This window comes from Arsukibacterium ikkense (assembly GCF_000987775.1).
Classification (GTDB): Bacteria; Pseudomonadota; Gammaproteobacteria; order Enterobacterales; family Alteromonadaceae; genus Alishewanella; species Alishewanella ikkense.
This window is the reverse complement of sequence record NZ_LAHO01000006.1, coordinates 22,871-37,527: the sequence shown is the minus strand read 5'-3', so window position 1 is coordinate 37,527 and position 14,657 is coordinate 22,871. Positions and strand designations below refer to the sequence as shown.

Sequence of the window (14,657 nt, the reverse complement as noted above, 5' to 3'; positions counted from 1 at the left end):
TACTGCCGATCGACTATGGCTGCCATTTTCAGGCAAAACTCAGTACCAGACTAATAATCACCCCGGTAACGACTAGCTGTAGCAGACAAAAACCCATAATGTCTTTGGCTTTTAAGCCGGCAATTGCCAGCACCGGCAGCGCCCAGAAGGGCTGAATAAGGTTAGTCCAGGCATCGCCCCAGGCCACCGCCATGGCGATGCGGCTGACATCGGCACCGAGTTCCAGTGCCGCCGGCAGCATAATGGGCGCTTGCACTGCCCACTGGCCACCGCCCGAGGGCACAAAAATATTGACAATACCGGCACTGATAAAGCTCCAGAACGCCAGGGTTTCGGCAGTGGCGAAGCTGACAAACCACTGCGACATACTTTGCGCCAGGCCCGACTGCACCATTACCGCCATAATGCCGGCATAAAACGGAAACTGAATAACAATACCGGCGCCGCCGGCAATGGCCTGCTGCAAACTATGCAGTAAGCGCCGTGGTGTACCGTGCAGCACTATCGCCAGAAATAAAAACAAGAAATTAACGATATTCAGGTTCAGGCCGCCGCCTTTAACAAAATACTGCACCAAATAAGCAATGCCAGCAAAGCCGACTAACAGCGCCAGCAACAGGCTGTTTTCCAGCTTATCGGCCGGGCGTTCGCTGCTGCTCTGCGGCAAGGGCGTGTTATGTAGTTTTGCCGGGTCGACATAGACACTGTCGCCCGCTTTGGGCAGCATCAGATAATTGACCAGCGGTATCGCCAACAACAGCAGGGCCAGTAACAACAGGTTAAAGCCGGCAAAAATGGTATTGCTGGTACCAATCACGCCAATTTGTGCCTCACTGAAATGGCCGGGGGTGGCAATGGTCAGTGGAATTGAGCCTGCCAGGCCGCCATGCCAGACAATAAAGCCGGAATAGCTGCTTGCGACCAGTAAGCGGTAATCTACCTTCAGCTGGCGCGCCAGCGCTTTGGCAAATAAGGCGCCGACCACTAACCCAAAACCCCAGTTCAGCCAGCTGGCAATCAACGAAATAACAGTAACCAGAATAATGGCCTGGCCGGCTGATTTGGCCAGCCGCGCCAGACGGTTCAGCAGGCCGGTGACCAGTGGCGTGCTGGCCAGCATAAAGCCGGTCACCAGCACCAGCAGCATTTGCATTGAAAACGCCAGCAGGCCCCAGAAGCCGTCGCCCCAGTATTGCAGTACCTGCAGCGGTGACTGTTGCTCAAACAATACGGCCGCCACAAACACTATTATGCTCAGTAGCAAGACAAAGATATAAGGATCAGGCAGGTAGCGATCAACCAGTTTTACCAGGGGTTTGGCGGCAGCATTTAGCATGGCAGGCTCTTTGGCTAAGTTACTATTAAGGTTATACCTTAGCCAGTTTCGCCAAAAATGAAAAGGCACCAACAGGTGCCTTTGAGAAGACGAGTTAAGTGGCCGTTACTGTGTATTAGTCATGGCCAGAATGCGACTGCGTAGCGCTTCATCTTGCTGCGCCTGTTGGGCAATCTGATTGTACTCTTCGGTGGTTAAGCCTGACGCTTCAACCGCTGCAACCATTTCTTGTTGCGCGGCCTGCTGAATTTTCTGAGCTGCCTCAGCGTCTTCCGCGTTTTGAAATTCAGCTTCATACTTGGCGCCAACGGATTGCACGCCTGCCATTGCCACACTGAATTTCAGCAAAATGGCATCATTTAAATTAATAGCCTGTTGCTGCGCTTGTGCCTGAGGCGCTGCCGGATTGGCCTGCGCCTGAGCTAACTGAGCTGTGCCTGTCATAGTTAAGCCTGCCAATACTACTGCCAGATATGATTTACGCATAGGTTTCTCCTTTAGTTGAGTTCGCCTTAGCTGTTGCCACTATTATGCCAACTTTAAAAAGCCAACTATATCAATGACATGATGATGATTAAGTTACCATTCAGCTAGCAAGGGCCATTTATGTGTATACTTTAGATACATTGGCGGAGGGCTTGTGACAAAATTAACCAATTTATGGCGCTGGCCGCTGGCCAGCTTGCAGCGCCGGCTGTTTTTTTATGTGGTATTGCCTATGCTGCTGCTGGCAGCGCTGGCGATGCGCTTTGGCCTGAATTTTACCAATACCTTGGTGGCTGATAGTTTACGCTCGGATCTGGAGCTGATAGGCCGGGCGATCCGGGTACCCATCAGTGATGCTTTGTTACAGCAAGACACGGCGACTATTACTACCTATCTGGAGTCGGTATTTACCATTGGCCAGGTATATGGCGCCTCGGTTTATGACACTGACGGCACGCTGGTTGCCGCTACAGGGGTCACTGAGCGCGACTTGTCGCACAGTATTGTTGCGTCTGAAGTGGTGCGCACCGGCCAGTTGCAGGATAGTTATCGCTCGGTGTCGGGTGAGTCGGTATTTTCACAGTTTCTGCCAATTATTGACCGCTCGGGGCGGATCCACGGTTTGCTGCAAATTAACCGCAAACAAAGTGATTTTTCCCGCTCCCTGAACCAACTGGCCGAACTGGCCTGGCTAAGCTGGCTGGCGCTGGCACTGCTAAGCCTGCTTATTATGTGGCTGGGGCATAGCAGTGCGGTAGGCCAGCCGGTAGCCCGGCTGGTGGCCAGTATGCGGCGGGTGGCAGCCGGTGACAGCCAGCACCGGGCACAGAGCAGTGGCCCGAATGAGTTACGCGAGCTAAGTCGTGGCCTGAACAACATGCTGGATCATATTAACCGCAGCAATGCCGCTATTCTTAACCAGCAGCATGAGCGGGAAAAACTGGCGCAGCAGTTAAAAGCACAGGAGACCATGGCGGCGATTGGTCAGGTGGTCAGTGGCGTGGCGCATGAGCTGGGGGCGCCACTTAGCGTGATTGATGGCCGGGCCCAACGGCTGTTACGTCAGCAAACCGATGACGACAGTAAACGCCAACTGCAAGCCGTGCGTGGTCAGGTTGCGCGTTTAAACATTATGGTACAGCAGTTACAGGCGTTTGCTCATACTCCGGTGGCTGCACAACAACACATTGCCCTTGGCCAGCTGTTACAACAAGCCTTGCACAGTTTAAGTTTCGAACAGCAGGAGCACGACGTTATACCGGTGCTGGCTGAGGGGTACCCAGAGCTCAGCCTGCAGGCTGATGTGCCAAGGCTGGAATTAGCGTTGGTTAATGTGTTACGCAATGCCATGCAAGCGGCTGAAGCTAAGGTGCAACTAAGTGCCGATGTGCGGGGCAATGAGCTGTGGCTGCGGGTACAGGATGATGGCCCCGGTTTGCCCGCCAATCTGACTGCAGATGAGCTGGTAGCGCCTTTTGTCTCAACCAAGCTGCAGGGTAAAGGCACTGGCCTGGGCCTGGCAATAGTGCAGCAAATACTGCAGGCACATCAGGGCCGGGTGTTACTGCGTAATCTGGCGGCTGGCGGCTGTGAAGTCTGCCTGATTTTGCCGTTATCCCCGGCGTCGTCTGCCGCAGCACAGGAGTAAGCCATATGCTAAGCCCGCAACAAATAGCGGTAGTGGAAGATGATCCGGCACTAAAAGAGCTATTGCAGGAAGAGCTGACCGGGCTCGGTTATCAGGTAAGCGCCTGTGACAGTGCTGAGGCGTTACTGGCATTGCTGCCTGAACAACAATTTGCGCTGGTAATCAGTGATATTCGTCTGCCAGGCATCAATGGTATGCAGCTGTTGGCGCAACTAAAAGAGCGCAATAACCCACCTGCGCTGCTACTGATCACTGCCTTTGGCACGGTGCGCCAGGCGGTGGCGGCATTGAAGCAGGGCGCCGATGATTTCCTGACTAAACCGCTGGATCTGGAACATCTGGCGTTAGCTGTGCAGCGGCTGCTGCAGCGCCAGGCCCTGGTACAGGAAGTGCAACAGCTAAGACAGTCGACCCGGCAAACCGGCCCCGGCGGTCTGGTAGGCAACAGTAGGGCGATGCGCTTATTGTACCAACAAATTGCGCAGCTATCCCCGGCGCAGGGTGCCGTGCTTATTCTGGGGGAAAGTGGCACTGGCAAGGAGTTAGTAGCGCAGGCTATTCATCAGCAAAGCCCACGCAGTAGCAAGCCTTTTATTGCGGTAAATTGTGCCGGTATTCCGGCTGAGTTAATGGAAAGTGAGTTTTTCGGCCATGCTGCCGGCGCTTTTACCGGTGCCCGCAATGCCCGTACCGGTTTATTTAAAGAGGCTGATGGTGGCAGCTTATTGCTGGACGAAATTGCCGAAATGCCGCTGCTGTTGCAGGCTAAACTGCTGCGGGTATTGCAGGAAGGCAAAATCCGGCCAGTGGGCAGCGATCAGGAGCTGGCGGTTAATGTTCGCATTCTGGCCGCTACCCATCAGGATTTAGAGCAAAAGGTGGAACAAGGCCAGTTTCGGGCTGATTTATTCTACCGGTTGGAAACCTTCAGCCTGGCGATACCGCCACTGCGCCAGCGAGCCGAAGATTTAGAGCTGCTGGCCAGCCATTTTGTCGGCCAGTTTCAGCGCCAGCAACAAAAAGCCGTACAGGGTTTAAACCAGACCGCGCTGGATTGTTTGTATCGCTACCCTTTTCCGGGCAATGTGCGCGAGCTGCAAAACGCCATCGAGCGCGCCTTTACCTTTGCCAGCGGCCAGCAGATCGCCGTGGCCGATTTGCCAGAGCGCATTCGCCATTATCAGTCGCCCAATGACAGTGAGGCAGCGCCCGCTGCTAAAAGCTGGCCTACGCTGCAGCAGCTACAGCAAAATTATGTTAATCAGGTGCTTAACCATACCAAGGGTAATAAACAACGCGCTGCGCAAATATTAGGTGTTACCCGCCGCACCCTTTATCGCTGGCTGGAAGAGCAACCGGCGGTACCGGAATGAGCCCGGTTAGTGCCATCATCAGCCAGATGCAATTGCCGCCACAGGCTGGGGCCGCCTACCTGCAGCTGTTACAGCAATTATACGGTTGTCTGTCGGGGGTGCCGCGCCCCGCTGTCATTGGCATCAGCGGGGCTCAGGGTAGCGGTAAAAGCACCCTGGCCAGGGCGCTGACAGCACAGTGCAATGCAGCGGGCATTAGCGCTGGCACCGTGTCGCTGGATGATTACTATCTGGATAAAGCGCTGCGCCAGCAGCTGGCGCAGGCTGTGCACCCTTTATTGGCGCAGCGCGGTGTGCCGGGAACCCATTATATCCAGCACGCAATTACCGATGTGCAGGCGGTACTGGCGGGCAAGCCGGTGGCGTTGCCGCAATTTGATAAAGCGCTGGATCAGCCGGTAGCGTCCTTACCGGCACAGCGGTTTGATATACTTTTCGTTGAAGGCTGGTGCCTGGGTGTGCAGCCACAAACCATGGCTGAGCTGGCAGTGCCGGTGAATCCGCTGGAAGCAGTTGAAGATAGCGCTGGCCAGTGGCGGCACTATGTTAATCAGCAACTGGCTGGCGGTTATGCTCAGTACTGGCAGTTATTACAGCCGCTAATCTGGCTGCAAGCACCCGACTGGGACAGCATTTGCCGTTGGCGTGCTAAACAAGAACAGCAACTGTGGCGTGAACGCGGTCAGGGCATGACTGACCGTGAGCTGGCGCGCTTTATGCGGCCATTTCAGCGGCTAACCCAAGCCAGCTGGCAACAATTGCCGGCTGTGGCTAACTATACGGTACGGCTCGACCTACAACATACTCCAACGCTATTGGCTGCTGATTAACTGCAGTACCGGTTGTAAAGTACGGCCAAAATGAATTTGTAAGGTGGTTTGCTGGCGGGGTGCCAGCCGTATTTCAAAAGCCTGCGGCAACATCCGGGCACAGTCAGCCATCACGGCCACAATGTGATCCTGATTAAATATCCGCTGGCCGCTGGCGGTATTGGTCAGGGTAACAATGGCTACCCGCTCACCATTGTCGGCGGCCAGTAGGGCATAGTTATCCAGTTGCAGTTCGCTGCGTTTGGGCACAATGTGTTTATCACGTTCACAACTCAACTGGACATTCTGGAAGGGGGACGGTTCAAAGCGCAGTACCTGCTCAGGATCGGGGTCATAAGCAAAGGCAGGCATGCTTAACCCAACAAACAACAGCCAGTATTTCATTCATCTTCCTTCATATTTACAAAGACGTTACATTATCGGTTTTATTACCGGATGCCTAGTTCCTTGTCAGGGAAAAACTAAATTTTTTGGTCGGGGGCAGGCTCGTGGTGGAATCTGCGATACAGCTTTGGACTTAAGCGCTAGAATAGCGATAGAACTCTGTTAATTAGTCTGTTCACTATGCCGCTCCTACGCCGGGTATTATCCCGCCTTACCGAAGACTACTTATTGTTGGCGCTGCTAATGCCGTTGCCGATACTGCTATGGCTGCAGCCTACGGCAGCGCCAGATGTAATAGCATTGGTAGACTGGCATACCGTAGCGGCGCTGGCAGGATTAATGTTACTTAGCCGGGCGCTGGAAGATAGTGGTTATTTAGCCCGCTTTGCCACCTGGCTGCTGGCGTTTTGTCATTCTGAGCGGGTACTGGCAATACTATTAATGTTATTTGCGGCGCTGTTATCGGCCATCGTTACCAATGATGTGGCGTTGTTTATTTTGCTACCCATTAGTTTAAGCATTGGCCGCTTAACCGGCCTGCCGGTAGGGCGGTTGATTATTTTTCTGGCGCTGGCGGTGAATGCAGGTTCTGCCTTAACACCGATAGGCAACCCGCAAAACCTGTTGTTGTGGCAGGCGTCGGGGTACCGCTTCTGGCAATTTAGCTTAATGATGGCGCCGTTGGCGCTAAGTTTGCTGCTGTTGACCATACTGCTTGGCTGTGCGGCTTTTAGTGGCAGCAAGCTAAATATTATGCTGCCGCATAACAACAACAGTGACAATCGCCGGCTGTTTGGCTGGTCGCTGGCTGGTTATCCGCTGTTTATTCTGGCTATGGAGTATCAACTGGCGCCCTATGCAGGATTGGCCGTGCTGGCAGCATATTTGTTGCTAAAGCGCAGTATTGTGTTCGGTATCGACTGGTTATTGCTGCTGGTATTTATATTGATGTTTATCGACCTTGGCTTGCTGGCGCAATTGCCACTAATGCAGCAACTGGCGGCGCAGCTAATGGCGTTGCCCGATGGCAGTTATATCGGTTCGGCGTTACTGTCGCAGCTGATCTCTAATGTACCGGCGGCAATTTTTCTGCAGCACTTTACCGACAACTGGCGCGCCCTTAGCTGGGGTGTTACGGTTGGTGGTTTTGGTTTAGCCATTGGCTCGCTGGCGAATTTAATTGCATTGCGGCTAAGCAAACAACCCGGCCTGTGGCGCGAGTTTCATTACTGGTCGCTGCCGGTGTTTGCGCTCAGCCTGCTGCTCGGCTGGCTGCTGCTATAAAATGACACTATCTCCTTCGTTTAAAATCAGCAGCGGCACCTGGCTATCCAGTTGCTGCTGCATATGAAGTAAGCGTAACAGCGGCGAGTGCGAGCTGTGATCACCCATTTGCCAGCTGGCATTACCATAGCCCCAGGGGATCATGACTTTGCAGCCCAATTCGTCAGCCACCATTAACGCATCTTCTGGCGTCATATGTACTGCACGGTAGTTTGGGCCATGATAAGACGCTATCGGTAGTAAGCAAATATCTATTTCGCCGAATTTTTGCCTGATATCGCTGAAATGCTGTGAATAGCCGGTATCACCCGCAAAAAAGAGTTTCTCATTACCGTGCTCGATCAGCCAGCCGGCCCACAGGGCCTGGTTTTCATCTCGTAAAGTACGACTGTTAAAATGCCGTGCCGGAACAGCATGAATAGTCAACCCGCCTTGCCGTGCGCTGCTGTACCAGGCCATTTCAGTGGCGTTATAGCCGCCCTTTGGTAAATAAGCCGCCATGCCATAAGGTAGATAATAGTGTGCTGTGTTGCCGATACGTTTGATATCTCTAATGCTGAAATGGTCATAATGCAGGTGCGAGTACAACACCGCATCTGTGGCAGCCAGCTCTGCATCAGTGAGTGTGGCTGTGGTGCGCCGAGTTTTGGTGCCGACCAAATGTGCAGCCCAGTTAACCGGCCAGTCAAACTGGCCGGTTACCGGATCCAGCAAAATCTGCTGGCCATCGGGGGCATTAATCATAAAACTGGCATGGCCTAACCAGCGAACGGCAAAGCCACTTTGCAGCTGCGGAGCATGCTGCAGGCCGGTGAATTGACATTGCTCAGCCGGACTCTGGCAAGCAACCAGTGGATGTGGCAGATAGCAGTCCTGCTCACAATTGGCCGGATAGGGAATGTTGCCATAATACATATTGCGAAATGGCTGCTTAGTCTGGCGCAATTCTGCCGCGTTATCCGGCACTCCTGATAGCTGAGCAACCGTGTTCGGGCTGGCACAGCCACTACAAAGTAACGCAATGGCCAGTAGCGCAATGCATGTCGGTAACCTGGGCTTAGAGGTTGATAAAATTTGCATAATATTGTGGCATTTCCCGGAAAGCCCGGAGGGGTATGACCAAATTACTGGTACAACTCCATCCGGGACAGATTTACTATTTAATGCGCCCGGGCGGCGGGATCTTTCTGATGATCGCGCAATTTTTGCTCCAGCTTTTCGATTTTTTCCTGGGCTTGCTCGCGATAACGGGTAAGCCGCTCAATGGTCGCAGTGGCATTACTTTTTACAAAGCTAACCTGCTCTTCAAGCTGCTGCTTTTGTTTGGCCCACTGATTCTTATCAATCAGCATTTCCTGCATTTGATCACGTTGTTGCTGCAACTCATCCCGCAGTTGCTTGATGGTCTCGCGTTGTTCAGCCTGATGATTGGCAGTGATGGCACTTTGCTCTTTCATCATATTATTGCTGGCACGCAGTTGATCAACCAATTGTTGTAAATCGGGCTGGTCACTGCCTTTGGCGCTTTGTGCTTGCTGCAGATTGTCAATTTGTTGCCGCAGTTCACTGACTAAATTGCGCTGTGCGTCGGCTTCCTGCTGGGTGGCTTCACGTTCCGCTTTCAGGCTTTCAAATGCCGCTTTATGCTCAGCCACTAATTTTTGTTGGGCGGCTAACGCTGTTTCTAACTCAGCCTGATTATCAGGCTGCTGTTGCGTTTGTAGTTTTGCCAGTTGCTTTTGTTCAATCGCAACCTGATCCAATGCGGCATCACGTTCTTCAGTCAGGTTGGCCTGCAGCGTTTGTAACTCAGCTATTTTTGCTAAGGCTTGGTCGCGCTCAGCAATAATGGCAGCTTGTTGGCCATCATCTTCAGGTGTATTGCTGCTTTCTGGTTGTGCTTGTTGCAACTGTTCCAGCTGCGATTGCAGCCGGCGGCTTTGCGCCACAGCTTGCATTTCGGTTTTGGTTGCCAGCTGCAGTTTGTTTTCAAACTCGCTAAGCATAGTTTGCAGTTCAACAATTTCGTTGCTGCTCTGTTGCTGCTCAGCGGCGTATTTTTTGGCTGTAGTCTGCAGCTTTTCTAACTCTTGCAGTTGCTGTTTATTCAGCTGCTGTTGTTCTTGCAGTTGTTGTTCTACCGCCAGGGTCTGGCTCAGCTTATCTTGCAAGGCCTGCTGCTCTGCATTGGCATTGGTCAGCTGGTCCTGTAACTCAGCAAGTTGTTGGTTATGTTGCTCTGCTTGCTGTTGTAGTTGTTGTTGCAGTGTTTCAAGTTCAGCAGCAGCGTGTTGTTGTAATTGCTCATTCGTTTGTTGTAGCGCGGCTAAGTCATCAGCTGCTTTTACTGCGGCTTGCTCACCGGCCTTCAGCTTGTCATTGGTGTCGGCCAGTTGCTGCTGCAATTGTTGAAGTTGCTGCTGAGTTTGTTGCAGCTCACTGGCAGCTTGCTCTAATTTCTTTTGCAGCTGCTGCTCGCCCTGCTGTCGCTCTGTGGCGGCAATTTCCAGTTCTTTTTGCAGCTGCTCCAACTGCATTTTATGTTGTTCTTGTAATTGCTTGGATTCAGCAAGCTCCTGCTGCTGACTTTTCGCATGCTGCAGCGCCTGATCTCGCTCGTCACGTATCGCACTATATTTTTCGGACTGCACCGCCAGTTGTTGCTGCTGATGTGCCAGACTGACTTCAAGCTCCGAGCGCTTTTGCTGCAGCTGTTCCACATCTTTCTGGATTTGCTGGTTATGTTCAGCTGCCTGCACCTCAGCCTGAATAGCCTGCGCCAGTTGTTCATTTAATTGCTCGAGCTGTTTACTGGCATGCATTTGCGCTTCGCGTTGAAACGCATTAACGAAATCTTCGCTAAAAGCGGTTTCCGCTACTGTGGGCGTGCGGGTAGCTTGCTCGTTACGCCATTTTTGATAATGCACCACCAGGCTGGCCTGAGCGCCAGAGACTTTTGCCAGCAGGTAGTCTAGCGAGACCGGTTTGCCAGCTTGCTGCAATTCGTCACAGATCTTTTTGACTTCACTATATTGGGTCATAGTTTTATATCCGATTCACTACTTTGATTTTGCAGAACAACTTAAACAGCCACAAGAAACATACTGTAGTCGTTTTTGACTAAAAACTAAATTTTTATCACATAATTTTTGCATTTATCCGGCAAAGCAACTAAATTAACTGTTAATTTATACAGTGGTGGTGATTGCTATGATTTTATATATTGCTGAAAAGCCCAGCATGGGCCGAGCTATTGCTGCGGCGTTTCCCAAACCTCAATCGAGAGAAAATGGCTGCATTCGCCTGGCCAATGGCGATGTGATAAGTTGGTGCATTGGCCATTTGCTGGAGCAGGCGGAACCACAGGACTATAACCCTGATTATAAACGCTGGCAGGCGAATCATCTACCTATTATTCCTGAACAGTGGCAACTGAAAATTCGCAAATCAGCGCAAGCGCAATTAACTATTCTGCAGAAGCTGATAAAGCAGGCTGACGAATTGGTACACGCCGGCGACCCTGACCGGGAAGGCCAATTACTGGTAGACGAAGTTATAGCGTGGAGCAACATAACTGCAGCAAAACGCAATGCAGTTAAACGTTTGTTAATTAATGACTTAAATAGCAGTGCTATCCGTCAGGCGTTAAAACAACTGCAACCCAATCAGAATTTTGTGCCGCTATCCACGTCAGCGCTGGCCCGCAGCCGGGCCGATTGGCTGTATGGTTTAAATATGACCCGGGCCTATACGTTGCGTGGCCAGCACGCTGGCTATCAGGGGGTATTATCCGTTGGTCGGGTACAGACTCCGCTGTTAGGCCTGGTGGTGCGCAGAGATTTGGCAATCAGTGATTTTAGCAGTACAGCTTATTATCAGGTGCAGGCAGAAATTACCACACCGGCGGCAGAAACCTTTACTGCACAGTGGCAGCCCAGTAGCGCCTGCGAACCTTACCAGGATAGCGAGGGTCGGGTAATACTGCAGGCGTTGGCCGCTAAAGTGCAACAAGCAATTAAAGGACAGCCAGCTGAAGTAATAAGCCTGCAAAAACAACATAAAAAGCAGAGTGCCCCCCTGCCTTACAGTTTGTCGGCATTGCAAATTGATGCAGCCAGAGCATTTGGCCTGACTGCACAGCAGGTATTGGACAGCTGTCAGCAGCTGTATGAGCGGCATAAGCTGATAACTTATCCGCGATCAGATTGCCGTTATTTGCCGCAGGCCCATCATAATGAAGGGGCTAAGATTAGTCAGGCAATTGCCAGCAATATGCCCGCATTGGCGCCGGCAGCAGCGGGGGTTAATCTGCAACTTAAAAGTAAAGCGTGGGATGACACTAAAGTTGAGGCGCATCATGCCATTATTCCAACAGCAAAAACATCAGCGGCACAACGGCTATCGGCCACTGAGCAAAAACTATATAGCCTTATTGCCCGCCAGTACCTTATGCAGTTCTATCCGGCACATTGTTTTACCGACACCAGAGTGGAATTACGCATTGCGGGTGGTTGCTTTGTGGCGAAAGCCCGCCAACAAACGGCAGCAGGCTGGAAAGCACTGTTACCAAAAGCTGCGGAGGCCGGACGCGGTGACGGCGTCACTGCTGGCGTGAATGACCCTGCTCTGCTACCGGTTTTGCCTGCCTTGAAGGTTGGTCAGCTATTACGCTGTAGCAACAGCCTGTTGCAGGAAAAGCAAACTCAGCCACCTGCACCATTTACTGACGCCAGCTTGCTGAGCGCCATGACCGGCATTGCCCGCTATGTGCAGGACCCGCAAATTAAACGAATTTTGAAAGATACCGACGGCCTGGGCACTGAAGCGACTCGCTCCGGCATTATTGAATTATTGTTTAAAAGGCAATTTTTACAACGCGAAGGCAAGCAAATTCGGGCGACGGCGGCGGGTAAGGCATTAATTGCAGCATTGCCGGCCGAAGCATCGTTGCCAGATATGACAGCACGCTGGGAAGCAGGTTTAAATGCGATTTGTCAACGCGAGCAAAGTTATCAGGCCTTTATGCAGCCACTAACAGAAAATCTACAGCAGTTGATCAGTCAGGCAAAACAAGTGGTACCGCAAGGGCTGGGCAACGGCCAGCAGAAAAAGTGGCGCCGAAAAGCTAATAACAAGCGAACAGCCTCTAAGGCCGCAGTTGATGGCCTAGCGAAGCGGCCATATCGTGGCAAAGCTAACAAAAAAGCCGCTGCAGGAGATACTGGCGCAGCGGCAGAGACTGTGTGATTTAGTAAATAAGTGTAATAGCGCTGGTAAGCGGCGATATGGCTGTTTATGCTCAGGACCAACTAAAATAGTTTGTGCAGGAGAAAGCCTTGAGTAAGTTTAAATTGGTGGGTGCGGCCATGGCGGCAACCCTGCTGCTGGCCAGTCAGCAGGCACTGGCAACCATTGTGCAGGTAAAAACCAGTCTGGGAGACTTTGAAGTTAACCTGTTTGATGAAATTACCCCGGTAACAGTGCAAAACTTTCTAACTTACGTAAACAGTGGCCGCTATAACAACACTGTTATTCATCGCTCTGTGCCCGGTTTTATAATTCAGGGTGGCGGCTTTCGCTTTATTGAACAGCTGCCACTAACACCTATTCAAACTAATGCGCCTATTATTAATGAGCCGAAGTTATCCAATGTGCGGGCGACTATTGCGATGGCAAAAGTGCCAGGCAACCCAAACAGCGCAACCAGCCAGTGGTTTATTAATTTGGCAGATAACAGTGCCGGCAGCCCAAAACTGGACATTGTGGAAGGCGCCTACACGGTGTTTGGCCAGATTAGCGCGGCTGATATGGAAGTGGTAATGGCGATTGCCGGTTTACCGACTTATAATTTTAACGGTGTGCAGAATTTACCCCTGCGGGGCTACACCGCTGATGATCGCACTAATAATGTGCCGTTAACCAGTGCCAATATGGTGACCGTAGAAAGTATTATTGTCGTTGACGCCAGAGCAAATACGGCGGCGGGCTTAAACCCTAAACCAAATACCCTGCGCCCTGAAGAGACAGGTAGCAGTGGCAGTGGCGGTGTAGGTTTGCTGTTACTCACATCGTTAATCTGGTGGCGTCGCCGTCAACACTAAAGCGGTTTGGTTTAGCTGGTTTGTACCGGCGTAGCGGTTTGTGCTACGCCTTTTAGTAAAATATCTTCTTTAAAAACTGCTATTTATAGCAAATAATTCTGTTTGCTCAGTATGAAATTCTTATTACTCGCCTACACTTAAGCCACTGTGCTGATAATGGTGTAACAGCACGTTGTTGCATTTTAACAAGGTGACGCGAATGATAGTGTTAGTTGGTGGTGAAAAAGGCGGTAGTGGCAAGAGCTGCCTGGCACAGAATATTGCCGTATATTTTTCCAGAGAGAAGCAAGCCAACGTGATGTTGGTAGATTGTGATCCGCAGCGTACCACTTCAGATTGGGTGCAGGAGCGGCATATGGACGCCAGTTTGCCGTGGATTAATTGCGTGCAGATGTACGGCAAAATACGTTTTGAGTTGAAAAGCCTGGAAATGCATTACGACGTAGTCGTAGTGGATTGTGGTGGCCAGGACAGTGTTGCGCTGCGCTCAGCTATGGTGGTAGCCAGCCACGTGCTATTACCGTTGCGGCCAAAACGGCGCGATTTGAAAACACTGGAGCATCTGGAAGATTTGGTCAGTGCCTGCAACATCGTTAATCCGGATATGATAGTGGGCTGCGTGATGACCCAGTGTCCGTCGTTACCTAATCAGGCGGCACGTATCCTGGATGCCAAAGACGTTTGTAAGTCTTTTAATATCAGGGTGCTGGAGAATATTACTTACAGCCGGAACATCTATGATGACAGCGAGGAAAAAGGCCTGTCGGTAATGGATGTCGATGCTGACGGTAAAGCATCGGGTGAAATCCGGGCCATTATTGAAGAACTGCTGGCAATGAAGGCGATACAAGAAGATGGCGCTGAGCGACCTGAAGAAAAAGTGTTTGCAGTCAAATAAACCGGCATTTACTGCCGACGAGTTTATTGATGATGCTAATAACTATGCGCTGGGATTACCGCGCATTGTGAGTTTGCGCCAGCTATTACCTGACGAAGATGATACCACTCGCTTACCAATGCGCCATGCCACCTTTACCCTTAGTGAAGAGGCAATAGCGGCGTTAAATGAGTTAAGTGATTTAACCGGCGAGGCTAAATCGAAGCTGATCCGTCGCCTGATACTTCGTGCTACCCAGACAGTGCAACTTGAATTAACGCCGTTACTGAAGGTTAAAAACAAAACCGGCTCAGAGTAAGCCGGCTTATATTTAACAT

13 protein-coding genes are annotated in these 14,657 nt (G+C 51.5%); 8 read left to right on the top strand and 5 right to left on the bottom strand.

The genetic code is table 11. From position 1 onward, the window contains the following. Positions 1–28 precede the first annotated feature (28 nt). A complete protein-coding gene (locus WG68_RS07670) occupies positions 29–1,336 on the bottom strand; it encodes a short-chain fatty acid transporter (RefSeq protein ID WP_046557203.1) in 1,308 nt (435 codons plus the stop codon). 105 nt (positions 1,337–1,441) lie between these two features. Then, positions 1,442–1,822, bottom strand: a complete 381-nt coding sequence (locus WG68_RS07665) for a DUF4168 domain-containing protein (protein WP_046557093.1) — start codon at positions 1,820–1,822, stop codon at positions 1,442–1,444. Positions 1,823–1,976: 154 nt separating this feature from the next. On the opposite strand from WG68_RS07665, the gene WG68_RS07660 reads away from it, so the two are divergent. Genes WG68_RS07660 through WG68_RS07650 form a run of 3 tightly spaced genes read left to right on the top strand, consistent with a single transcriptional unit; the run spans position 1,977 to position 5,673 of the window. Further along, the gene (locus WG68_RS07660) at positions 1,977–3,470 is read left to right on the top strand and encodes a sensor histidine kinase (RefSeq protein WP_200897559.1); all 1,494 of its coding nucleotides are present in this window, start codon (positions 1,977–1,979) and stop codon (positions 3,468–3,470) included. Between the two features lie 5 nt (positions 3,471–3,475). Further along, positions 3,476–4,843 carry a sigma-54-dependent transcriptional regulator gene (locus WG68_RS07655; protein ID WP_046557092.1) on the top strand — a complete coding sequence of 456 codons (1,368 nt, stop codon included), beginning with the start codon at positions 3,476–3,478 and terminating at the stop codon, positions 4,841–4,843. Beyond that, the gene (locus tag WG68_RS07650) at positions 4,840–5,673 is read left to right on the top strand and encodes a kinase (protein ID WP_052749004.1); all 834 of its coding nucleotides are present in this window, start codon (positions 4,840–4,842) and stop codon (positions 5,671–5,673) included. The genes WG68_RS07655 and WG68_RS07650 overlap by 4 nt, the downstream gene beginning before the upstream one ends. Here WG68_RS07650 and WG68_RS07645 read toward each other — a convergent pair. Then, positions 5,656–6,057 (bottom strand): hypothetical protein, encoded by a 402-nt coding sequence (locus WG68_RS07645; protein WP_046557091.1) that lies wholly within the window; start codon positions 6,055–6,057, stop codon positions 5,656–5,658. The two genes, WG68_RS07650 and WG68_RS07645, sit on opposite strands and share 18 nt — an antisense overlap. Positions 6,058–6,237: 180 nt before the next feature. Between WG68_RS07645 and WG68_RS07640 the strand changes: the two genes are divergently transcribed. Further along, positions 6,238–7,341, top strand: a complete 1,104-nt coding sequence (locus WG68_RS07640) for an SLC13 family permease (protein ID WP_046557090.1) — start codon at positions 6,238–6,240, stop codon at positions 7,339–7,341. On the opposite strand, the gene WG68_RS07635 is transcribed toward WG68_RS07640, so the two are convergent. Then, complete coding sequence (locus tag WG68_RS07635) at positions 7,336–8,421, bottom strand: MBL fold metallo-hydrolase (protein ID WP_046557089.1); 1,086 nt, start codon at positions 8,419–8,421, stop codon at positions 7,336–7,338. The genes WG68_RS07640 and WG68_RS07635 overlap by 6 nt on opposite strands. Positions 8,422–8,501: 80 nt before the next feature. Then, positions 8,502–10,382 carry a coiled-coil domain-containing protein gene (locus WG68_RS07630; protein WP_046557088.1) on the bottom strand — a complete coding sequence of 627 codons (1,881 nt, stop codon included), beginning with the start codon at positions 10,380–10,382 and terminating at the stop codon, positions 8,502–8,504. A 169-nt stretch (positions 10,383–10,551) separates the two neighbouring features. Between WG68_RS07630 and WG68_RS07625 the strand changes: the two genes are divergently transcribed. From WG68_RS07625 to WG68_RS07610, 4 genes are all read left to right on the top strand, one after another. Then, on the top strand, positions 10,552–12,588 hold the full coding sequence (locus WG68_RS07625) for a DNA topoisomerase III (RefSeq protein ID WP_046557200.1): 2,037 nt from the start codon (positions 10,552–10,554) through the stop codon (positions 12,586–12,588). 89 nt (positions 12,589–12,677) lie between these two features. Beyond that, positions 12,678–13,442 carry a peptidylprolyl isomerase gene (locus tag WG68_RS07620; protein WP_235357695.1) on the top strand — a complete coding sequence of 255 codons (765 nt, stop codon included), beginning with the start codon at positions 12,678–12,680 and terminating at the stop codon, positions 13,440–13,442. A gap of 199 nt (positions 13,443–13,641) precedes the next feature. Then, positions 13,642–14,340 carry a division plane positioning ATPase MipZ gene (locus WG68_RS07615; RefSeq protein ID WP_046557087.1) on the top strand — a complete coding sequence of 233 codons (699 nt, stop codon included), beginning with the start codon at positions 13,642–13,644 and terminating at the stop codon, positions 14,338–14,340. Next, positions 14,327–14,638, top strand: coding sequence for a hypothetical protein (locus WG68_RS07610; RefSeq protein WP_052749017.1), 312 nt, complete (start codon positions 14,327–14,329; stop codon positions 14,636–14,638). The genes WG68_RS07615 and WG68_RS07610 overlap by 14 nt, the downstream gene beginning before the upstream one ends. Positions 14,639–14,657 lie beyond the last annotated feature (19 nt).